General features: G+C 71.9%; 18 protein-coding genes. 12 read left to right on the top strand and 6 right to left on the bottom strand.

Going from position 1 to position 21761, the window contains the following annotated elements:
* Positions 1–75: 75 nt before the first annotated feature.
* The 3 genes from sucD to WBN91_RS16325 all read right to left on the bottom strand — a co-directional run bounded on the left by sucD (position 76) and on the right by WBN91_RS16325 (position 4107).
* Positions 76–966 carry a succinate--CoA ligase subunit alpha gene (sucD, locus tag WBN91_RS16335; protein WP_337724563.1) on the bottom strand — a complete coding sequence of 297 codons (891 nt, stop codon included), beginning with the start codon at positions 964–966 and terminating at the stop codon, positions 76–78.
* 2 nt (positions 967–968) lie between these two features.
* The gene (gene sucC / locus WBN91_RS16330) at positions 969–2138 is read right to left on the bottom strand and encodes an ADP-forming succinate--CoA ligase subunit beta (protein WP_337724562.1); all 1170 of its coding nucleotides are present in this window, start codon (positions 2136–2138) and stop codon (positions 969–971) included.
* A gap of 361 nt (positions 2139–2499) precedes the next feature.
* Entirely contained in the window at positions 2500–4107 is a 1608-nt protein-coding gene (locus WBN91_RS16325; protein WP_337724561.1) for a hypothetical protein, read from the bottom strand.
* A 98-nt stretch (positions 4108–4205) separates the two neighbouring features.
* On the opposite strand from WBN91_RS16325, the gene WBN91_RS16320 reads away from it, so the two are divergent.
* The gene (locus WBN91_RS16320) at positions 4206–5183 is read left to right on the top strand and encodes an esterase/lipase family protein (protein ID WP_337724560.1); all 978 of its coding nucleotides are present in this window, start codon (positions 4206–4208) and stop codon (positions 5181–5183) included.
* Between the two features lie 254 nt (positions 5184–5437).
* On the top strand, positions 5438–6193 hold the full coding sequence (locus tag WBN91_RS16315; RefSeq protein WP_337724559.1) for a M23 family metallopeptidase: 756 nt from the start codon (positions 5438–5440) through the stop codon (positions 6191–6193).
* 507 nt (positions 6194–6700) lie between these two features.
* On the opposite strand, the gene pcrA is transcribed toward WBN91_RS16315, so the two are convergent.
* Positions 6701–9016 (bottom strand): DNA helicase PcrA, encoded by a 2316-nt coding sequence (gene pcrA / locus WBN91_RS16310; protein ID WP_337724558.1) that lies wholly within the window; start codon positions 9014–9016, stop codon positions 6701–6703.
* A gap of 216 nt (positions 9017–9232) precedes the next feature.
* On the opposite strand from pcrA, the gene WBN91_RS16305 reads away from it, so the two are divergent.
* On the top strand, positions 9233–9502 hold the full coding sequence (locus WBN91_RS16305; protein ID WP_337724557.1) for a chorismate mutase: 270 nt from the start codon (positions 9233–9235) through the stop codon (positions 9500–9502).
* On the opposite strand, the gene WBN91_RS16300 is transcribed toward WBN91_RS16305, so the two are convergent.
* A complete protein-coding gene (locus WBN91_RS16300) occupies positions 9471–10535 on the bottom strand; it encodes a histone deacetylase (RefSeq protein ID WP_337724556.1) in 1065 nt (354 codons plus the stop codon). The genes WBN91_RS16305 and WBN91_RS16300 overlap by 32 nt on opposite strands.
* A 64-nt stretch (positions 10536–10599) precedes the next feature.
* Here WBN91_RS16300 and WBN91_RS16295 point away from each other — a divergent pair, with 64 nt between their 5' ends.
* The 6 genes from WBN91_RS16295 to WBN91_RS16270 all read left to right on the top strand — a co-directional run bounded on the left by WBN91_RS16295 (position 10600) and on the right by WBN91_RS16270 (position 17866).
* Positions 10600–10920 carry a hypothetical protein gene (locus WBN91_RS16295; protein WP_337724555.1) on the top strand — a complete coding sequence of 107 codons (321 nt, stop codon included), beginning with the start codon at positions 10600–10602 and terminating at the stop codon, positions 10918–10920.
* Between the two features lie 185 nt (positions 10921–11105).
* Positions 11106–12329, top strand: a complete 1224-nt coding sequence (locus tag WBN91_RS16290) for a hypothetical protein (protein ID WP_337724554.1) — start codon at positions 11106–11108, stop codon at positions 12327–12329.
* Positions 12330–12502: 173 nt separating this feature from the next.
* Positions 12503–13288: a hypothetical protein gene (locus WBN91_RS16285; protein WP_337724553.1), complete on the top strand. Its 786-nt coding sequence runs from the start codon at positions 12503–12505 to the stop codon at positions 13286–13288.
* 158 nt (positions 13289–13446) lie between these two features.
* The gene (locus tag WBN91_RS16280) at positions 13447–14226 is read left to right on the top strand and encodes a hypothetical protein (protein WP_337724552.1); all 780 of its coding nucleotides are present in this window, start codon (positions 13447–13449) and stop codon (positions 14224–14226) included.
* Between the two features lie 592 nt (positions 14227–14818).
* The gene (locus WBN91_RS16275) at positions 14819–16150 is read left to right on the top strand and encodes a serine/threonine-protein kinase (protein ID WP_337724551.1); all 1332 of its coding nucleotides are present in this window, start codon (positions 14819–14821) and stop codon (positions 16148–16150) included.
* A 114-nt stretch (positions 16151–16264) separates the two neighbouring features.
* On the top strand, positions 16265–17866 hold the full coding sequence (locus WBN91_RS16270) for a serine/threonine-protein kinase (RefSeq protein WP_337724550.1): 1602 nt from the start codon (positions 16265–16267) through the stop codon (positions 17864–17866).
* 7 nt (positions 17867–17873) lie between these two features.
* On the opposite strand, the gene WBN91_RS16265 is transcribed toward WBN91_RS16270, so the two are convergent.
* Positions 17874–18767 (bottom strand): LysR family transcriptional regulator, encoded by an 894-nt coding sequence (locus WBN91_RS16265; RefSeq protein WP_337724549.1) that lies wholly within the window; start codon positions 18765–18767, stop codon positions 17874–17876.
* A gap of 76 nt (positions 18768–18843) precedes the next feature.
* Here WBN91_RS16265 and WBN91_RS16260 point away from each other — a divergent pair, with 76 nt between their 5' ends.
* The 3 genes from WBN91_RS16260 (at position 18844) to WBN91_RS16250 (ending at position 21653) form a co-directional block, all read left to right on the top strand.
* Positions 18844–19767 (top strand): DMT family transporter, encoded by a 924-nt coding sequence (locus tag WBN91_RS16260; RefSeq protein ID WP_337724609.1) that lies wholly within the window; start codon positions 18844–18846, stop codon positions 19765–19767.
* A gap of 183 nt (positions 19768–19950) precedes the next feature.
* Positions 19951–20361, top strand: coding sequence for an SsgA family sporulation/cell division regulator (locus WBN91_RS16255; RefSeq protein WP_121225067.1), 411 nt, complete (start codon positions 19951–19953; stop codon positions 20359–20361).
* 23 nt (positions 20362–20384) lie between these two features.
* Entirely contained in the window at positions 20385–21653 is a 1269-nt protein-coding gene (locus tag WBN91_RS16250) for a serine/threonine-protein kinase (RefSeq protein ID WP_337724548.1), read from the top strand.
* Positions 21654–21761: the final 108 nt, after the last annotated feature.

Below are 21761 nucleotides of genomic sequence, written 5' to 3'. Positions count from 1 at the left end.
GCGTGGATTGACCCACGCCACAACGCCGTGAAGGCCACCTCCCAGGGGAGATGGCCTTCACGGACGGGTGAGCGATCAGCCGATCGACTGCATGATCTCCCGCATGAGGGCAGCGGTCTCGGACGGCGTCTTGCCGACCTTCACGCCCGCGGCCTCCAAGGCCTCCTTCTTCGCCTGCGCGGTGCCGGCGGAGCCGGACACGATCGCGCCCGCGTGGCCCATCGTCTTGCCCTCGGGGGCGGTGAAGCCCGCCACGTAGCCGACGACCGGCTTGGTGACGTTCTCCTGGATGTAGGCCGCGGCCCGCTCCTCGGCGTCGCCGCCGATCTCGCCGATCATCACGATCGCCGCGGTCTCCGGGTCGGCCTCGAAGGCCGCCAGCGCGTCGATGTGGGTGGTGCCGATGATCGGGTCGCCGCCGATGCCGATGGCGGTGGAGAAGCCGAAGTCCCGCAGCTCGTACATCATCTGGTAGGTCAGCGTGCCCGACTTGGACACCAGACCGATCTTGCCCGCGCCGGAGATGTTGGCCGGGATGATGCCCGCGTTGGACTGCCCGGGGCTGATCAGACCCGGGCAGTTCGGGCCGATGATCCGGGTCTTGTTGCCGGTGGCGACGGCGTGCGCCCAGAACGCGGCGGTGTCGTGCACCGGGATGCCCTCGGTGATCACGACGGCCAGCTCGATGCCCGCGTCGATCGCCTCGATCACGGCGGCCTTGGCGAAGGCCGGCGGCACGAAGATCACGGTGACGTCCGCGCCGGTGGCCTCCATCGCCTCGGCGACGGTGCCGAACACCGGCAGCACGGTGCCGTCGAAGTCGACCTTCTCGCCCGCCTTGCGCGGGTTCACGCCGCCGACGATGTTGGTGCCGGACGCCAGCATCCGCTTGGTGTGCTTGGTGCCCTCGGCGCCGGTCATGCCCTGGACGATGACCTTGCTGTCCTTGGTGATGAAGATAGCCATCGTCAGACCCCCGCAGCCGCGAGTTCGGCGGCCTTGTCGGCCGCGTTGTCCATAGTGTCGACAACGGTCACCAGCGGGTGGTTGGCCTCCGCGAGAATCCGGCGGCCCTCCTCCACGTTGTTGCCGTCGAGGCGGACGACCAGCGGCTTCTGCGCCTCGTCGCCCAGGATCTCCAGGGCCTTGACGATGCCGTTGGCCACCGCGTCGCAGGCGGTGATGCCGCCGAAGACGTTCACGAAGACGCTGCGCACGTCCGGGTCGTGCAGGATGATGTCGAGCCCGTTGGCCATCACCTCGGCGGACGCGCCGCCGCCGATGTCCAGGAAGTTCGCGGGCTTCACGCCCTTGTGCTTCTCACCCGCGTAGGCCACGACGTCCAGCGTGGACATGACCAGACCGGCGCCGTTGCCGATGATGCCGACCTGACCGTCGAGCTTGACGTAGTTCAGGCCCTTCTCCTTGGCCTTGGCCTCCAGCGGGTCCTCGGCCTGCTTGTCGACCAGGGCCTCGTGCTGGGGGTGGCGGAAGGAGGCGTTCTCGTCCAGCGTGACCTTGCCGTCGAGGGCGACGATCTTGCCCTCGGGGTCGCGGACCAGCGGGTTGACCTCGACCAGCGTCGCGTCCTCGGAGACGAAGGTCTCCCACAGCTTCACGATCACGTCGGCGACCTGGTCGGCCACCTCGGCGGGGAACTTCGCGGCGGCGACGATCTCGTCGGCCTTCGCGCGGTCCACGCCCTTGATCGCGTCCACCGGCACCTTGGCCAGGGCCTCGGGCTTGGTGGCGGCCACCTCTTCGATGTCCATGCCGCCCTCGACGGACGCCATCGCGAGGAAGGTGCGGTTGGCCCGGTCGAGCAGGAACGAGAAGTAGTACTCCTCGGCGATGTCGGACGCGGGGGTCACCAGCACGCGGTGAACGATGTGCCCCTTGATGTCCAGGCCCAGGATCGCCTCGGCCTTGACCTCGGTCTCGTCCGGGGTCTCGGCGAGCTTCACGCCGCCGGCCTTGCCCCGCCCACCCGTCTTGACCTGGGCCTTGACGACGACGGTCTGGCCGAAGCGCTCGGCGATCGCCTTGGCCTCGGCGGGGGTGCTCGCCACGTCGCCCGGCAGCACCGGGACATCGTGGGCGGCGAAGAGGTCCTTCGCCTGGTACTCGTACAGGTCCACTCGGGTCTCCTGCGACGTCGGTGTCGGACACCGCGTCCGTGGTGCGGTCCTCGTGGTCCGGCGCTCCAGGCTGGGGCCTGGTGCCCACACGTACCAGGCATCACCTGGAACGCCGGCATAGCCGTGGGGGGACCGGCTCGACGCGGCTGGCAGGAACACTATCGACCTGCGCGGACCACCTCGCACCCCACACCCGTGAGGTCCGTCTCAAGTGTGGTGAGGTCGATCACTGTGTTGGATGGCGCGACTCCGTCGCGCGGCTCGGCCGCCCGAAAGTCGGCTCGTCGCGCCGCGTTTCCCGCCGATCGGAAAAGCTGATCGGCGGGAAAGGCGACGCGACAAGCCGACGGCGGCCTCGCGGTTAACGGGCCGTCCGGACCGCCGCCGCGATCACCAGCGCCACCGTGGCCGCCAGCGCCAACCACAGGCCCGGACCGGGTGAGGTGTCGGCCGCGCGGGACGCCGTCAGCGGGTACTCCAGGGCGCGGGTCGCCGTCACGCAGGCCGTGCCCAGCAGCAGAGCGGCACCCTTGACCGGCCTGGAGGCCAGGGCCAAGGCGATCGCGGCCAGCACGGCGGCCAAGGCGATGAGCAGGCCCCACGAGCCGACGCGCAGGCCCAGAGCGGTGATCGGGGTCAGGTCGGGGGCGCGCACCACCGGCATCGCGAACGCGCCCACCGCGACCAAGCCGGCGATCAGCGCGACGGCGATCAGCGGCAGCGACGGCGCCGGCGGCTCCACCTCTTCTTCATCGCGTTCCGCGGACCCGGCGATGGCGGCCGTGATCACGGCGGCGATCGCCAGGACCACGCCCACGGTCGTGAACCAGACACCCGGACCGGGCAGCACGGTGGCCACCTGGGTCGCCGCGAAGGCCGCGTCCAGCGCCAGGCCCGCCGCGAGCGGGATGGCGGCGGTCGCCGCGATGAACGCCGGACGTGCCTTGGGGAGCAGCGCCAGCAGGGTCGGCACGGCGGCCGGCCACAGCAGGCGGGCCGCGTAGTCGGTCGGCGCGGGCAGGCCCTCGGGCACGCTCAAGTGCGGCGTCAAGGCGCCGACCACCAGGAACAGCCCGGCGCCGACGCCGAGCACCGCCACGATCGTGTTCAGCCGGCGCACCCCGGGCAGCGTGCCCTCGTGGTGCTTGAGGACGCCCTCGGGCAGCAGGGCCGCGAAGACCAGGCCGACCGCCCCGGCCACCACGTAGACCGGCCCGACTGACAGGAACACCTGGTCCACCGCGGCGACGGCGGCCAGACCCGGCGCGGACAGGGCGGGCAGGGCGAGGCCGAGGCCGAGCAGGCCGCCGGTGCGCACGTCGTCGTCGGCCGAACTGGCCACCAGGGCCGCGACCACCGGCACGGCGAGGACCAGCAGCAGGCCGCCGACCACCGCCGGGCCGGGCACGTCGAGCACGCCCTTGGCCCGCACGAACGGGTCCAGCGAGCTGAACGGGGCCGTCACCAGGCCGAACGCCGCCACGACACCACTGGTCGTGGCGAGCCCCATCCGACCGCCCCGACCGCCCTCGGTCTCCAGCCGGGTCAGCGCGACCACGCCCGCGGCCAGCGCCAGGACGTGCCCCGCGAGCAGCACCCACAGGCCGGCGGCGGGCTGGGGCGCGGTCAGCGTCGTGACCCGCAGCAGCTCGGGCCGGGCCACCCCGACCGGGTCGAACGCGATCGCCAGGTCCATCAGGAACCGGCCGGCCGCCAGCGCCCCGAGCGGCACCAGCAGCGCCGCGCCCGTCGTCGCGCGCCCGCGCGCGTAGTAGTAGGAGGCCGCCGCGACCGGCAGCACGGCGAGGACGGCCAGCAGGGGCCACGCGGTGAAGGCGGGCGGCGCGGTGTCGTCCACGACGGACAGCAGGGGGCCGACCACGCCGCACACGGCACCCGCGACCGCGAGTCCGAGCGCCGCGCGCAGGCCGGTGGACGCGGGCGTGGCCGGTTCGGCGGTGCGGATCATCGGCTCGAAACTAGCAGGGCTCGCTGGTTCGGTCGGAATGCCGAGAACCTGCGTCGGGTACTCCCGTAATTGTGGAAATCTCACCTACCTTCAGCCCTATGGGTGAAGTTCAGCGGTGGGCCAGGTCACTGGTCGACCGGGTGGGCACCGGGCTGAACGGCGCGGTGGGGGCCGGCGCGGCGGCCGGCCGGGAGCTGCTCGACGGCGCGCTCGGCGTGGCACGGGCGGCTCTTTCCCCTGGTGGCGTGCGGGGTGCCGTGGTCGAGGCAGCCTGGCTGGCGTCCCGCGCCGCGATGTACCCGTGGGGTGTCGTCGAGGAGCAACTGCGGCCCGAGGGGCACCTGCGGCACTACCGGACCGACCAACTGCCGCCGCGCACGCGCGGGCTGCTGGTTTCGGCGATGGACGCGGCGGGCACCCCGATCGTGCTGGTGCACGGGATCGGGGACAACAGGTCCGCCTTCGCGGTGCTGTCGGGGGCACTGCGGAGGCGTGGCTTCGGGGTGGTGCACGCCGTGAACTACAGCGTGCTGACGGCGTTGACGGGGGATGTCCGCCGGTCGGCCGCGCTGCTGGGCGAGCACGTGGAGCGGATCTGCGAGCAGACGGGGGCGGAGCGGGTCCACGTCGTCGGGCACTCGCTCGGCGGGCTGATCGCCCGGTACTACGTGCAGCGCCTGCACGGCGACCGGAGGGTGAGCACCTTGGTCACCCTCGGGACCCCGCACGGCGGGACGCTTTCGGCCTACTTGTTCCCCACTGCGCTGACCAGGCAATTGCGTCCCGGTTCGGAGCTTTTGTCCGAGTTGGCGGAGCCCTCGCGGCCGTGCCGGACGCGGTTCGTCGTGGTGTGGAGCGAGATGGACCAGGTCGTCATCCCGCAGCGGAACGCCCGGTTGGAGCACCCCTCGCTGGTCGTCGAGGAGCACCGGATACGTGATTCAGGTCACCTGTCCCTGCCCGTTGACAGGCGCGCACTACAGGCGGTCGTGACCGCAATCACTCGATCGTATGACGGCGTGTCGCACGACATCGTGCCTGTACGTGAGGGGTTTGGCGGCGGCGCTGTGACCTAGCGTCACAGCGCACACTTCCGGCATTCACGTTAACCGCTATTCGGTAGACATCGTGAGCGGGGATTGCTTCCGGGGCTCTCGCCCCGTTACTGTCCCCCGGTCCGTTGTCACGGTCTGGTCACAGATGGACACCGAGCCGGTACCCCGACCGGCTCACCGGGATCCCCCGCCCGGCGTCCCGACCGGACTCCCCGAAGACGGAAGGCCTGGTCTTGTCCCGACACCGCTCCCCCGGCGGCCATAGCAGTTCCGCAGTGCTCGAAGAGGCGACCGAACGCCTCGCCGTGCGCCCCGTGGCGTCACACCGGCTCCCGCCGCCCCCGTCGGCGCTGCGCGGCCGGATCGTGGTCGCCGCCGTCGCGGTCGGCGCGTTCGCCGCCGCCGGCGCCGGTCAAACGCTGCACGCCCTGGGTTCGTCGGACTCGTCGACCGACGAGGTCGCCCCGCTCGCCAGCGCCGCGGACGGCGCCGCCGCCTTCGGAGTCGGCGGCCAGGGCCACGCGGGCTCGCCCCACATCCTCCCGGTCGCGAAGACGACCGACCCGGCCGCCGAGGCGCAGAAGCTCGCGAAGAGCGCGCAGATCGCGGCCGACCGCGAGGCGGCCGAGGCCGAGTCCCGCCGCCCCAAGTTCGCCCGTCCCGCCAACGGCGACTTCACGTCCGGCTTCGGCGGTCGCTGGGGCGGAATGCACTACGGCATCGACATCGCGGGCCCCATCGGCACCCCGATCCTGTCCGCGGCGGACGGCGTCGTCATCGAGGCGGGCCCGGCCAGCGGCTTCGGCCTGTGGGTGAAGGTCGAGCACGCGGACGGCACGGTCACGGTCTACGGCCACGTCGACACGTACTCGGTCCGCAAGGGCCAGCGCGTCCAGGCCGGCGAGCAGATCGCCCGCATGGGCAACCGCGGCTTCTCCACCGGCCCGCACCTGCACTTCGAGGTGTGGAACCCGGACGGCATGAAGATCAACCCGCTGAGCTGGCTGAACTCCAAGGGCATCAGCGTCTGAGCGCACCCCGGCGCGCGCACGATCGAAGATCGCTGCCGAGCCTGGTCGACGAGTACGACCGCGCCTGTGGACGAGTACGACTTCGCGGGCTGAACGACTTGAGCGGGCTGGGTGCCCGCAAGTGGAAGGCCGGGTCGCAGTGTGCGACCCGGCCCGTCCCCCTAGACCGCCCCCGCGGTTATCCCCTCGGCACGACTTCCGCCCCCGATGCGGTTGTCGCCCTCCGTGTCGTCAAGCGGTTCGCTCCGGCCGGTTCACCCCGAATGTCCCGGCCGTCCCGCTTGGGACAACCCTTAAGACGCCCGACCTGTTCCCGGGTTGCGCGCGGATTTCCAAGATTCTCGATCGAGTGACGGACCGAGTGACGGGCCGCACTTGCATGCGCCTGCATGATCCCGCGCCACGCACAAAAGACCACCCAGGAGGGTGATCCTGTGCACTCGTTGGTGTGAAGCCCTCAGCGGCCCGCTGAGGGCGATCTACGGCACCCGATCCACCGCGCGGGATCTACAGCTTCACGAGCGGCACGCCGCCGATGAGCATCAGCCGCACCTTGCCGGCCGTGCCGAAGTCGATCGTCGCCGTCGCGCGCGGGCCGGAGCCGTCGACCGCGATCACGCTGCCGAGGCCGTACTTGTCGTGGCTCACGCGGTCGCCCACGTCCAGCTTCAGCGCCGGGGTGTCCTTCCACGCCGTGTTCGTGGGCGCGGGGCGGGACGGGCCGTCCGAGCGCCTGCCCCACGTCGTCGCCGTGGACGGGGCCGAGCGCTTCGGCTCGACGCGTTTCCACTCCACGAGGTCGCCGGGGATCTCGTCCAGGAACCGCGACGCCGGGTTGGCCGACGGCTGCCCCCACGCCGAACGCACCAGCGCCCGCGACAGGTACAGCCGCTGCTGCGCCCGCGTGATGCCGACGTAGGCCAGCCGCCGCTCCTCCGCCAGCTCGACCGGGTCGCCCAGCGCCCGCATGTGCGGGAACACGCCGTCCTCCCAGCCGGTGCAGAACACGACCGGGTACTCCAGGCCCTTGGCGGTGTGCAGGGTCATCAGCGTGACCACGCCGTCGGACTCCGCGTCCGGCACCGAGTCCGCGTCGGCCACCAGCGACACCCGCTCCAGGAACGCCGCCAGCGAGCCCTCCGCGGGCAGTCCCTCGTCCTCGGCGGGCACCTGGGTGGCCGACCCCAGCTCGGTGAACTCCCGCGCCACGGTCACCAGCTCGTTCAGGTTCTCCACGCGGGTGTGGTCCTGCGGGTCCTCGCTGGCCTCCAGCTCCGCCCGGTAGGCGGTCCGGTCCAGCACGGCCTCCAGGACGTCGGCCACGTCGTCGCCGCGGTCGACCATCACGGCCAGCTCGTCCAGCAGTTCCACGAAACCGGCGATCGCGTTGCGGGACCTCGGGTTCAGCATCGGCACCCGGCCCTCGACGGCCGCCCGCAGCGCCTGCACGAAGCTGATCCGCTCCTGCTCCGCGTACAGGGCGACGCACGCCTCGGCCCGCTCGCCGATGCCGCGCTTGGGCACGTTCAGGATCCGCCGCAACGACACCGTGTCGTCCGGGTTGGCCAGCGTCCGCAGGTACGCCAACGCGTCCCGCACCTCGCGCCGCTCGTAGAACCGGACACCGCCGACCACCCGGTAGGGCAGCCCCAGCCGGATGAAGATCTCCTCGAACACGCGGGACTGGTTGTTGGTCCGGTAGAACACGGCGATCTCGCCGTTGTTCGCCTCGCCGGAGTCCACCAGCCGGTCGATCTCGCGGGCCACGAACGCGGCCTCGTCGTGCTCGTTGTCGGCGACGTAGCCGACGATCTTCTCGCCCTCGCCCAGGTCGCTCCACAGCCGCTTGTCGCGCCGGTTGGGGTTGCGCGAGATGACCGCGTTGGCGGCGGTCAGGATGTTCTGCGTGGACCGGTAGTTCTGCTCCAGCAGGATGGTCGTGGCCTGCGGGTAGTCGCGCTCGAACTCCACGATGTTGCGGATCGTCGCGCCGCGGAAGGCGTAGATCGACTGGTCGGCGTCGCCCACCACGCACAGCTCGCCGGGCTCGACGCCGCCCTGGCCGGTGCCGACCAGCTCGCGGACGAGCGTGTACTGGGCGTGGTTGGTGTCCTGGTACTCGTCGACCAGCACGTGCCGGAAGCGGCGGCGGTAGTGCTCGGCCACGTCCGGGTGGTTCTGGAGGAGCTCGACCGTGCGCATGATCAGGTCGTCGAAGTCCAGCGAGTTCGACGTGGACAGCCGCCGCTGGTAGCTCTCGTAGACCTCGGCGACCCGGCGCTCCAGGTCGTTGGACGCCTGCTCCTTGGCCGTCTCGACGCCGATCAGCTCGTTCTTCAGGTTCGAGATGTGGACGGCGAGCGTGCGGGCCGGGTAGCGCTTCGGGTCCAGGTCGAGGTCGCGGGCCACCAGGGTGATCAGGCGGCGCGTGTCGTCGGCGTCGTAGATGGAGAAGTTGGACGACAGGCCCAGCGTCTTGGCCTCGCGGCGCATCACGCGGACGCACATCGAGTGGAACGTGGACACCCACATCGACCGGGCGCGGGAGCCGACCAGGTCGGCGACGCGCTCCTTCATCTCCGCGGCGGCCTTGTTGGTGAACGTGATGGCCATGACCTGGCCGGGGTGCACGTTCCGCTCGGCCAGCAGGTGGGCGATCCGGCGGGTGAGCACGCGGGTCTTGCCCGACCCCGCGCCCGCGACGACCAGCAGCGGCGTCCCGGCGTGCTCGACCGCCCGGCGCTGCGCCGGGTTCAGGTCGTCCAACAAGCGGGAGGGCCGGGATGCGGGGGGACTTGAGGGCAAGTCGAACAAGGCGCTCATCGTGGCTCCACGTTACCGGGTACCCCCGACAGAGCGGCTCCTGTGGCATGATGTCGGCGTGCGCATGGCCCACTTCGAGTTTTTTTACGGGATCCGGACTCCGGCTCCCGTGGACCGCTAGCGCGCGAAAGCCACCACGAAGCCCCGGAGTCCTCGGACCCCGGGGCTTCGCTGCTTCGCCGGGGTCGGGACCCCACCAGCGAGAGGCCACCCGAGATGAACAGCACGGACACCGCGCCGCAGACCGAGGACATCGACGCCCTGCGGCAGGAGATCGACCACCTCGACGCCGAGCTGCTGCGCCTGGTCAAGCGGCGGGTCGAGGTCTCCCGGACGATCGGCGCGGCGCGCATGGCGGCGGGCGGCACCCGGATCGTGCACAACCGGGAGATCGACGTCCTCAACCGCTACAAGGAACTCGGCCCCGAGGGTCGCGACCTGGCGATGATCCTGCTCAAGCTGGGTCGCGGTCCGCTGGGCCGCTAGCCCTGGCCAGGTCCAGGTCGACCAGCTGGGTGTCGTCGGGCACGTAGGCGAGGGGGTCGTCGAGCAGCGGGCCGACCCCCACCAGCCCCTCGACCAGGGCGTGCAGGCACAGGGCGGCGTACCCGCGGAGGTAGCCGCCCTCCTGGGTGAGCACGGTCGGCAGGCCCAGGCCCGCCGCGCGCCGGCCGATGTCGCGGTACCCGGCGGCGGTGAGGTTGTGCCGGCCGTTGGGGTCGAACGCCGAGCCGTCGAAGCCGGACGCGCACACCAGGAAGTCCGCGCCGAACGCCTCGACCGCGGGCAGCGCCACCTCGTCCAGCGCCCGGCGGTAGGCGGTGTCGCCCGCGCCCAGGGACAGCTCGACGTTGAGGTTGGCCGGTCCGCTCTCCTCCGGACCGCCGGTCTGGGTGTGGTTCGCGCCCCACGGGCCGTGCCGCATGTGGATGGAGATCGTGAGGACGTCCCCGGTGTCCTGGAAGACGTCCTGGGTGCCGTTGCCGTGGTGGACGTCCCAGTCCAGGACGGCGACCCGCCGACCCGCGCGGCGGGCGGTCTCGGCGACCAGGGCGGCGTTGTTGACCAGGCAGTACCCGTCCGGCAGCGACCGCTGGGCGTGGTGGCCGGGTGGGCGGACCAGGGCGTAGGCGAGGCGGGTCCGGCCGGCCGCGACGGACTCGTACGCGGCGAGGGCCGTGCCGGCGGCGGCGCGGATGGCGTCCCACGAGCCGGGGCCGACCACGGTGTTGGTCTCCAGCAGCACCCTTTCGGTGCCGCTGCACGCCTTGTGCAGCGCGGCGATGTACTCGGGTGTGTGGACGCGTGTCAGTTCTTCTTGTGTCGCGAACCGGCCTTCGTGCCAGGTGAGGTGCGGTGCGACCGGGCCGTGCGCGAGGGCGTGCCGGAACGTGCGCAGCCGGGCGGCGTTCTCCGGGTGCGGCTCGGGGGTGTCCAGCCAGGCCCAGTCGCCGGGCAGCTCCCACAGACCAGTGCCGGTGTCGTGCTCCAGGCAGGCGTCGTGCCAGTACAACTCCACACCAGGGGGATATCAGGGCGATCACCGATGGTCCAAACGGAAAAAGCCGGGGCACACTGGGGTCATGGGCACGGTCATCGGTCTCATCACGGGTCTCATCGCAATCCTCGGTGTGCTGGCGACGCTGGCCCACGACGGCTACCTCGCCATGCTGGGGTCCGCCGCCAAGTCCAAGCGCGCGGCGGGCGCGCCGATCGCTCAGTACGTGCGCAGCCGGTGGACGATCGCCGGGGTGACCACGGTCATCGCGCTGGTCGGCCTGCTGATCACCTCGGGCGAGGGCGTCCCGGGCGACATCATCGGCGCGCTGATCGCCGGTGGCGCGGGCGCGGCTGCCACGAACGCGTTGCAGAGCAGTCGCAAACGGTTGAACAGCGGCGGCTGAAACTCACTCGTCCGGGTATCACTCGGTGCCACAAGGCTGATCCGTCCGGCCACCTGCGGACCCTGCACCTACGCTGCTGCGTGGGCGCAGGGTTTCGTCGTCCCACCCCGATCCCCTGCCCCCTGAACAGGTGAACAGCGGCCTTCAGGGCGTCAGGACCGGGGTTGGGAGGGGTCTGCACAGGCATGGACATCGGGGAACCGGAACGGTCTGGTCGGCACCGGCTGGAGGACGGGGCGGCGGCGTGGCTGCCGCTGGGCGGCGAACTCGACCACGCACCCACGCCACGCGCACCCCTGGCAGCCCCACCGCCGGGCGCACCGATCCCCCCGCCACCGACCGCCCCCGCCGACCACGCACCGGCCACGCCGGCCGCCCACGGCCACACGCCGAGCCCCTCCGCCGCCCACAGCCACACGCCGAGCGCTTCCGCCGGCCTGGGTCGCGCGCCGGCGACGCCCGCCCCGCACGACCCCGCGCCAGCCGCCCACGGCCATGCGCCGAGCCCCTCCGCCGGCCTGGGACGCCCGCCGGCGACGCCCGCCCCGCACGACCACGAGCCGGCCGGCCCGCACCGCCGCGCGCGGGGTGCCGCGCCGCACGCTCGGGCGATGGACCGGCCGCCGGTCATCCCGGCCCAGCGCGACCCCTTCGCCGCCGGCCTCGCCGACCTCACCGACCACGAGGTCCTGGGGCTCGGCACGTTCAACATCGGCCTGGTGCCCGCCTCGGTCACCCCGCCCCGCACGTGGAAGCGGGCCGCGTGGTTCGCCGTCCTGTCTTCGGCCGGGGTGCTGGTCGGGCTGGTCGTCGCCGCCATCAAGCTGGTCGGGGCGGGCACGCCCACCGACCGGCTCGGGATGCCCGGCTACCCCACGTCCGCGCCGATCGTGACCGGGTTCGGCACGAGCACCCCGCCGCCGTCGCCCGCCCCGCCCGAGCCGGGCCGGCGCGGTGAGCGGCCGGACGCGCTGGTGGGCACCGCCGAGGCCCCCGCGACGGCCGTGAGCGGCACGTCGGCGCCGATGTCCGCACCGGCCGCCTCGCCGTCCACCTCGCCGACCGTCACGACGGTGCCCGTCGTGGGCGAGCCGGTGGTCGACACCGTCGCCGTCGCGGCGCGCACCGAGCGGTTCTACGAGCAGGCGGTGGCCAACGCCGCGACCGCGCTGGAGATGGTCACCGACACGTTCGAGGCGGACGCGAAAGCGCTGCTGGAAGGGCGTTTCGGCGACGTCTCGGCGATCGAGGTGACCGAGATCAGCGTGGACCCCGCGCGCGGCGTCACGATCAGCACGCTGCACGTGAAGAACAAAGACGGGTCCACGACGACCGAGAAGCGGCAGCTCGTCTTCACGACGAACGGCGACCCGTTGATCGACGCCGAGCGGCTGTTCGGCGGCGCTTAGCGGTCGTTCGCGAACGCACAGCGCTTCGCGCCCGCGGCCTTGATCGCCCGGTAGAGCGACCTGCCCGGACCGCTGAACGCCACGAACGGGTGAACCCCAGTGTTCGGTCTGGATTCCGATGTTGTGCGCGCGGTACGTGTTCCCCCTGACGACACAGGGTTAGGGAGTCGCCAGTGCAGCGCCCTACGGCGAGCGGTCGCAGGCACAACCGCACCGGCTCGGTCTCGGTGGCCGAGCTGATCAGGAAGCAGCGAACCCCGTTGCGCATCCCGTCCCCCGAGCAGGCCGCGACACAGGGCCTGGTCACCGAGTTGCTCGGCGAACCGGTCCACCGGTCCGCGCCGCCGCCGTCCCGGCGGGGCGCGCGGATCGCCGGGCTGGTCACCGGCGTGCTCGTGCTGCTCACGTCCGTGGCGGCGGTGGCCGTCCTGGCCGGGCAGCGCGCACCGGGTCCGGAGCGCCCGCGGGCCGCCGCGCCGCGGGAGATCAGCGGGTCCTCCGCGCTGCGGCCGGACGTGCTGTCCGCCGAGCTGGGCGGGACCGGGGCCGCGGTCCCGGGCCGGTCGGACGCGCCGGTGGAGCTGGTGCCGATGGCGGCCGACGAGGTGGAGGCGCAGTCCGTGGTGCCGCCGCCGAGCGTGGCGACCGGGCCGCACCCGCAGGTGGACGTGGTGCGGCGGTTCTACGAGCTGCTGCCCGCGAAGCCGGCCGAGGCGGCGCGGCTGCTCGCGCCGGACCTGGTCGGCGGGAGCGGGCGGGACTTCATCGCGTCGTGGGACCGCATCCAGGCGATGACGATCGAATCGACCACGGCGCGACCCGACGGGTCCGTGCTCGCGGTGGTGTCGATGCAGGAGCGGACCGGGCGGTGGATGCGGGTCGAGCAGGTGTTCTGGCTCACAGACACCAGTCAGCCGAGGATCATCGCGACACGCGTCCTTTCGGCCCAGCGCAGCTGACGGTACGTATCGATCTTGAACGGCGACTTGACGCAACGTGACCTTGAGGAGTTGTTGACAAGGAAAGTTCGCCCGAAGGGGTTACGAAGTCGGTCACGATTCGGTATCCATGTTCCCGGCCGGTAGCGCAACGCACTCTCCGGGAAAGGTGACTTTCGGTGTCGAACGACGACAAACGCCGGCGACGGGACGGGTCCACCACGGCCCAGCTCTCCGTCGCCGAGCTGCTTGCCAGGCGTGAAGCCGAAACCCAGCCGATCCCGCGGATCACCGACGAGCAGACGGTCCGGTTCAAGCCGACGGCCAACCTGTCCGGGCGCGAGCTGCACATCACCGAGCTGCTCAAGCGCGAGGGACGGGCGGGCGAGGAGGAGCGCGGGGGCGGGTTCTCCGTGCCGAAGCTGGTCGCGATGGCGGGCGGCGGCGTGGTGCTGGCCGGCACCGTCGCGTTCACCGCGAGCAACCTGCTGTCCTCGCCCGACGAGCGCCCGCTGGCGGAGGTCCGCTACGACACCCGGCCGGCCGCGCGCGCCACGAACACCCTCGGCCAGAACCTGGCCCCGGCCGCCGCCGCCGCGCAGGAGCAGGCCCCGGAGACGACGGAGTCCACCCCGGACACCACCACCCCGTCCCAGACCGCCACGCAGAAGCCGCGCGCGACCCAGCAGCCCGCCCCGACGACCACCACGACGGAGCAGGCCCCGGCCCCCGAACAGCCGGCCCCCACCACGACGACGCCGTCCACCACGACGACGACCCCGTCCACGACGACCCCGCCGCCGCCCACCAGCAGCTCGACGACGCCGAAGACCCCGGACTCCTCCACCACCCCGCCGTCGTCGACCGAGCCGTCGAAGCCGGGCCTGGGGCTGGGCTTGGACCTGGGCGGCATCCTGGACCCGATCGGCGACTTCGACTTCTTCGCCCCGGCCGAGTAACCACCGGCCGAGCACTCACCGGACGGGCACTCACCGGACGGGCACTCACCGGACGGGCAACCGCCGGAACTGTCGTACCCCCGTGGGATGATCGAACCGGGGGCCGGAGGCCACGCCGAGCCACGAAAGCCGCGCCGCCGGGGAAGGCCGACCGACACCGCGGTGCGCTCGCAGAAGCCCGGCCCAGCGACACACCGGGACACCCTCAGCGCCGCCCTCGGTCCGACCCCGCGCCGCCCCGAGCAAGCCCGCCGCGCGCCCGTCACGCCACGAAGTGCGCACGATGTGCCGTGCCGGGCGACCGTCACCCGAACGGCCGTGGTTGGATGGGTTCGGGGGCCCGGTCGGTTCGGCCCGTGTTGGACCGTTCGGAGTCAAAAAGCGCGATCTTCACCCGAACAGGTGGCCCTCCGGACTGGATTCAGGTATCCCTTCCCGGTCCGAACAGAGCTCGCGTGACCTGCGCAACGGTCCGAAAGCCGTCGTCACGGCCGGGGTAGGCTGTCCGCGCACCGATCCGCACGACGAGGAGCCCGAGCGTGAGACCTGCTGCCCCCGCCGCGGTCCCGCAGCGCCCCAGCGAGGTGGTCCGGTGAGCACCGCCGAAGGTCGGCTGATCGCCGACCGCTACCGCTTCCTCGACAAGATCGGCAGCGGCGCGATGGGCGTCGTCTGGCGCGCCCAGGACGAGCGCCTCGGCCGGATCGTCGCGGTCAAGCAGCTGCTCCTCGCACCCGGGCTCGAAGCCACCGAGCAGGACGAGGCCATCCAGCGCGCCATGCGCGAGGGCCGCATCGCCGCCAAGCTGCACCACCCCAACGCGATCGCCGTCTACGACGTGGTCGAGGAGAACGGCGCTCCGTGCCTGGTCATGGAGTACCTCCAGTCCTACAGCCTGGCCGACACGATGGCCGAGCACGGCCCGCTGGACCCGGAGGAGGTCGCCCGCATCGGCGCGCAGGCCGCGGCGGCGCTGGCGGCGGCCCACGCGGCGGGCATCGTGCACCGGGACGTCAAGCCGGGCAACGTGCTGCTGTCCGACAACGGCCTGGTCAAGATCACCGACTTCGGCATCTCCCGGGCCAGCGACGACGTGACGGTCACCAAGACCGGCCTGATCGCGGGCACCCCCGCCTACCTGGCGCCGGAGATCGCCCGCGGCCAGGACCCCACGCCCGCCTCCGACGTCTTCTCCCTGGGCTCGACGCTGTACGCCGCCGCCGAGGGCGAGCCGCCGTTCGGGCTGAGCGAGAACACCCTGGGCGTGCTGCACGCGGTCGCCGCCGGGCGGATCAACCCGCCCTCGGTGGACCACCCGCTCACCGACGTCCTGCTCACCCTGCTCAACTACGACCCCGAGCAGCGCCCGACGATGGCCCAGGCGCGCGACCTGCTCAACGCGGTCGCCCAGGGCCGCGAGCCGAGCCTGTCCGGGTTGAACGCGGTGCCGGCGCCGATCCCCGTCGGCGCGACGTCCGTGCTCGACCCGGAGCGCACCCGCGTCGTCCGGCCGCACCCGCGCACCACCGGCCCCACGGCCCCGGTCGCGCCGCCGCCGTCGAACACCAACACCCGCCCGCTGGTCATCACGGCGGCGGTGCTGGGCGCGCTGCTGCTGATCGGCTTCGTCCTGGTCGCGCTGAACGTGTTCGACCGCAAGGACCCGTTGGTGCCGCCGGTGAGCGAGACGACCAGCTCCAGCACCCCGACCCCGACCACCTCGTCCTCCGCTGTGACGACCACCACACTGCCGCCGCGCACGACGTTCGAAGAGCCGACGACGACCGAGGTGACGACGACCCCACCGCCGACGACCACCCCGCCGCCGACCACGACGCCGAAGTCGACCACGCCGCCGCCGACGACGACCACCACGCCGGCGCCGACGAGCAACAACGCGACGACGACGTCACCAGCCAACTAGAACCTCGTAAGGTGGGGCTGAACCCGATCGGGTGATGCAACGTCCTTTGTCCGAGTGGCGATGGCACCGGTGTTCGCCACTGATGAGTAGGCCCGAGCAGCTTTGGGAGCACCCGTGACCGACGATGGCCGCCTGGTTGCCGGCCGCTACCGACTGGGCCGGCGGATCGGCAGCGGCGCGATGGGCATCGTCTGGCAGGCCCACGACGAGCGCCTGCACCGGACCGTCGCGGTGAAGCAGCTGCTGCTCCAGCCGGGTCTCGCCGAGTCGGACACGGACGAGGCCAAGCGACGCGCCATGCGCGAGGGCCGGATCGCCGCCCGCCTCCAGCACCCGCACGCCATCGCGGTGTACGACGTGGCGGAGGACGACGGCCAGCCGTGGCTGGTCATGGAGTACCTGCCGTCGCGCAGCCTCTCCACCGTGCTGTCCGAGCGCGGCACGCTGCCGCCCCGCGAGGTCGCCTCGATCGGCTCGCAGGTGGCCAGCGCGCTGGCCGCCGCGCACAACGCGGGGATCGTGCACCGGGACATCAAGCCGGGCAACGTGCTGCTGGGCAACGACGGCACGGTGAAGATCACCGACTTCGGCATCTCCCGCGCGACCGGCGACGTCACGGTCACCGCCACCGGCATGCTCGCGGGCACCCCCGCCTACCTAGCGCCCGAGGTCGCCAAGGGCTACGACCCGGGTCCACCCTCGGACGTGTTCTCGCTGGGCTCGACGCTGTACGCGGCGATCGAGGGCATGCCGCCGTTCGGCCTGAACGAGAACACCATCGCGCTGCTGCACCAGGTCGCGTCGGGCAAGGTCACGCCGCCCAAGCAGGCCGGCCCGCTGACCGCGCTGCTGATGCGCCTGCTGCGCGCCGAGCCGGAGGACCGGCCGACGATGGCCGAGGCGAAGGAGGCGCTGGCCGCCGTCGCCGCGGGCCGGGCCGCGCCGGAGTTCCCGGTGCCGCTGCCGCAGTCGCACCCGCCGTCGTGGCAGGGCGCGCCGGTGCAGGCCCCCGCCGCGCCGACCCGCGCGCTGACACCCCCGGCGCCGCAGACACCCGCGCCGCAGGCGACCCGCGTGGCGCCCCCGGTGCAGGCCCCGCAGACCCCGCCGAGACCGGCCGCCGCCGTGCCGCCGGTGGCCCGCCCGGCCGCCGCGCCGCCGCGCAACCGCCCGCCGGGCCGGGGTCCGATCAAGAGCAAGCGGTCGACCGTGGTGACGGCGCTGGCGATCGTCGGCGCGGCCGTGGTGGGCATCCTGCTGGCGAGCATGCTCTCCGGCGGTGGCAGCCCCGAGAGCGAGGCCGGCGGCACGACGCCGACCACGCAGGTCGCTGGCGGCGGCGAGCCGTCGGCGTCCACGTCGAAGAAGCCGGTGAACCCGCCGACGAAGATCACGACCGACCCGACCAGCGCCCAGATGGAGCAGACCATCCGGGACTACTACGCCCTGCTGCCCAACCACGTGGACGAGGGCTTCGGCCGGCTCACCCCGGAGATGCAGGGCGCGTTGGGCGGTCCCGGCGGCTACAAGAGCTACTGGGAGTCGGTGAAGAAGGTCGAGCTGACCAGCGTCCGGGAGAACTCCCCGTACGCCTACGAGGTCGAGCTGACCATCACCAAGAAGGACAAGTCGGTGACGCAGGAGCGGAAGCTGATCATCCTGAAGTGGACCCAGGAGTCCCTGTTCCTGTCCAAGGAGCAGAACCTCGGGCAGTGACCGGGGCTCAGGCCACGGCCGCCTTCAGCGCGTCCACCAGGGTCCGCACGGCGGGTGAGCCCAGGGCGTCCTCGCGGATGGCGGCGTGGATCGAGCGCACCGGCTCCGGGTGGCGCAGCCTGCGCACCACGACGCCAGGGTGGACCACGCCCAGTCCCAGCTTGGGGATGATCGTCACGCCCAGCCCGGCGGCCACGAAGCCCTGCGCGGTGGGGTAGTCGTCGGACTCCAGCACGAAGTTCGGCGCGAACCCCGCCCCGGCGCAGGCGTTGAGGACGATGTCCCGGCACGGCCCCGGCGGGTTCACCGCGTCCACCCACGGCTGGTCGGCCAGGTCGGACAGGTCCAGCACGCGCTTGCGGGCCAGCTCGTGACCGCGCGGCAGCACCGCGAGGTACGGGTCGTCCAGCAGGTGCTCGAACCGGACCCCGCGCGGCGCCTCCTCGACCCGGGGGAAGACGGTCAGCGCCACGTCCGCGCGGCCGGCGGCGATCTCCAGCATCGGGTCGTCGGGCTCGGTGAGCTTGAGGTCCAGCTGCACGTCGGCGTGCCGGTCCTTGAACGCGGCCACCGCGGGCGGCACGAGGGCCGCGCCGGCGGTGGCGAAGTAGCGGACCCGCAGCCGGCCCGTGCGACCGGCGCGCAGGTCGGCCAGGGCGGCTTCGGCCTCCACCAGGCGGTCGGTGATGTGGGCCGCGTGCTCGGTGAGCATCCGGCCCGCCGGGGTGGGGCGGACGCCCCGGCCGACGCGGTCCAGCAGCGGCAGGCCCGCCTGTTTCTCCAGGGCCGCGACCTGCTGTGAGATCGCCGAGGGGGTGTAGCCGAGGTTGACCGCGGCGGCCGTGATGGACCCGGTGGTCACCACGGCACGGAGCACCTGCATGCGTCGCACGTCCAGCATGACTCCCAGCGTATAGCTGTGCTTAAAGGTCGTGCAGTTCTATTCACTTGTCCTGATGCTTCGCAAGGCGCACGATATCCCGGTGAACAAGCCCGGCACGCTGGTCAGGATGGGTGTCCTCGCCCTTTTCTGGGGTTCCAGCTTCCTCTGGATCAAGATCGCGCTCACCGGGTTCTCCCCGGTCCAGATCGCCCTCGGGCGGACCGTGCTGGGCGCCGCCGTCGTCGCCGGACTGCTCTACGCCGGTGGTCAGCGCCTGCCGCGCACGCGGGCCGTGTGGGTGCACCTGGCCGTCGCCGCCGTGTTCGGCAACGTCGTGCCGTTCGTGCTGTTCGCGGTGGGTGAGCAGACCGTGGACTCGGGCGTCGCGGGTGTGCTCAACGCCACCACCCCGCTGTGGGCGCTGGCGATCGGCCTGTCGTTCGGCTTCGAGAAGCAGCGCAACCCGGCGCGGCTGGTCGGGCTCGTGCTGGGCTTCGCGGGCACGCTGATGATCTTCGCGCCGTGGGAGAAGGCCGGGGTGGCCAGTTGGGGCGCGCTGGCGTGCCTCGCGGCGGCGGCGTCGTACGCGGTGGCCTACACCTACGTCGGCCGGACGGTGTCCGGGACCGGGCTGTCCTCGATGCAGATCTCCGCCACGCAGCTGGTGCTGGCCAGCGGCCTGACCGTGCTGGTGGTGCCGGTCGGCGGGCTCCAGGAGCCGCAGCTGTCGTGGCAGGCGGTCGGCGCGGTGGCGATCCTGGGCGTGTTCGGCACCGGGCTCGCGTTCATCATCAACTACCGGATCGTCGAGGACGAGGGTCCGACGAACGCCACGACGGTCGGCTACCTGCTGCCCGTGGTGTCGGTCCTGCTCGGCGCGGCGTTCCTGGGCGAGGGGCTCAACCTCCGGGTCGTGCTGGGCATGGTCGTGGTCCTCGTCGGCGTCGGACTGACCCGCAAGCAGCCCGCGACGGCGATCGTGCCGGTCGAACCGGAGCCCGTGACTACGCACAAGTGACCTGCGACAACTCTGTGTTACTCGCCGGTACGGCCAGTTGAGACGGCTCATGTGGGCAAACGGGTGGACCTGAGACGCAGGTCTCCCCCGATCGCGTGGTGTTCAGGCGAACCGCGTCCTGATTCACCTTCCCGGACGTCTCCTCTCCTGAGAGGGTCGAACGGAGAAGGGAACCCCAGAGACATGAGCGCCGAGAGCATCACCACCACGACGACGTTCCACCTCCTGGTCCCCGGCGTCGCGCCGGCCCCGGTGGAAGCCGAACTGCACTACGAACCGGAGGACCCGTACGCGGTCGCCGTCCTGTTCCACACCGGACAGGGCAAGGTCGAGTGGATCTTCGCCCGCGACCTGCTGGCCGACGGCCTGCTGACCGCGTCCGGCGAGGGCGACATCCTGGTCCGCCCGGCCGCCGACGACCCGGAGCGGGTCCTGCTGGAGCTGAACGCGCCGACCGGTTTCGCGATCCTGTCCGCCCAGGCCGAGGACATCGCCGAGTTCCTGGACCTCACCTACGACGTGGTCCAGCCCGGCGAGGAGGACCTGTGGATCGACTTCGACCGCGAACTGGCCAAGCTCGTCTCCACGAACTGAAACCCGGTCGCTACCCTCCTCCCGTGCACGAGTCCGGGTCGACGGTCGGCGGCCGGTACGCGCTGGCCGAGCGGGTCGGCAGCGGCGCGATGGGCGTCGTCTGGCGAGCGCACGACACGCTGCTGGACCGCGAGGTGGCCGTCAAGCAACTCCGCTGGCCCGACCTGACCCCCACCGAAGCCCGGGTGGCCGGCACTCGGGCCCTGCGCGAGGCCCGCAACGCGGCCCGCCTGCACCACCCGAACGCCGTCGCGGTCTTCGACGTGGTGGTGGAGGACGACCGCCCCTGGCTGGTCATGGAATACGTCCCCGCCCGCAGCCTGGCCGAACTGCTGTCCGACCACGGCCCCTTGGACTCAGCGGAAACCGCCCGCATCGGCGGTCACGTGGCATCGGCCCTGGCAGCGGCTCACACGGCGGGCATCGTCCACCGCGACGTGAAGCCGTCCAACGTTCTTATAGGCCACGCCGGCGTGGTGAAACTGACCGACTTCGGCATTTCCCGCGCCGTGAACGACGGCACCCTCACCGACAGCGGCATGATCACCGGGACTCCCGCGTACTTGGCCCCGGAGGTAGCCCGCGGCGACCACCCTGGGACCGCTGCGGACGTCTTCTCCTTGGGCGCGACGCTGTACGCGGCTTCCGAGGGTCGGCCGCCGTACGGTTCGAGTGACAACAGCCTGGGGTTGCTTTACAAGGCGGCCAAGGGCGACATCACGCCGCCTGCTCCCGGACCGTTGTCTGGTGTGCTCAGTCGGATGTTGGCTGTGGATCCTGCCGAACGCCCTTCTGCGTCCGATGCTGTGGACCTGTTGGCCAATCCCCCGGTGGATCGGGCTCGACCAGGCTGGATGGCTCCGGCCATCGCTGCGGCGATCCTGGTGGTGGCGGCCGGTGCGATCGCTGCGGCTGCGTTGACCAGCCCGACGGTCATCATGTCGCCGCCGACGCAGACGGATGCGCAGGTTGTCGCGCCTAGCTTCGACGACGTGGATGTGGATGCGTTCGTCCGTGGCCATTACGCCTTGGTCTCCAGCGACCCGATGTCCGCGTGGGAGAACTTGTCCCCGGACTTTCGGCCGGATGTGACCGAGTACACGCGCTTTTGGGGGCAGTACGACAGCGTGCGGGTGGGGGATGTTTTTGTGGGGCGGGAGGATGACCGGTTCACGGCGGACGTGCAGTTGACGTTCGTGCAGGGCGGCACGGAGACCGTCGAGACGTACCGCCTGCGCCTGCAACCGGTGGACGGCAACCTCCAGATCGTGGCATCGGAACAAATCTCCTAACAGCAGCCCTACGCCACAAGCGCCAAAAGCTGCTACGCGCCGAAGGCGCGAGCCGAAGCGGCTAGCGCCCACGGGAAGGGCCTCGGTTTCTTTCCCCGTCCGGCCTGG

This window comes from Saccharothrix sp. CCNWYY140 (genome assembly GCF_037401995.1).
GTDB lineage: Bacteria > Actinomycetota > Actinomycetes > Mycobacteriales > Pseudonocardiaceae > Actinosynnema.
This window is presented reverse-complemented; position numbering and strand designations above follow the sequence as displayed.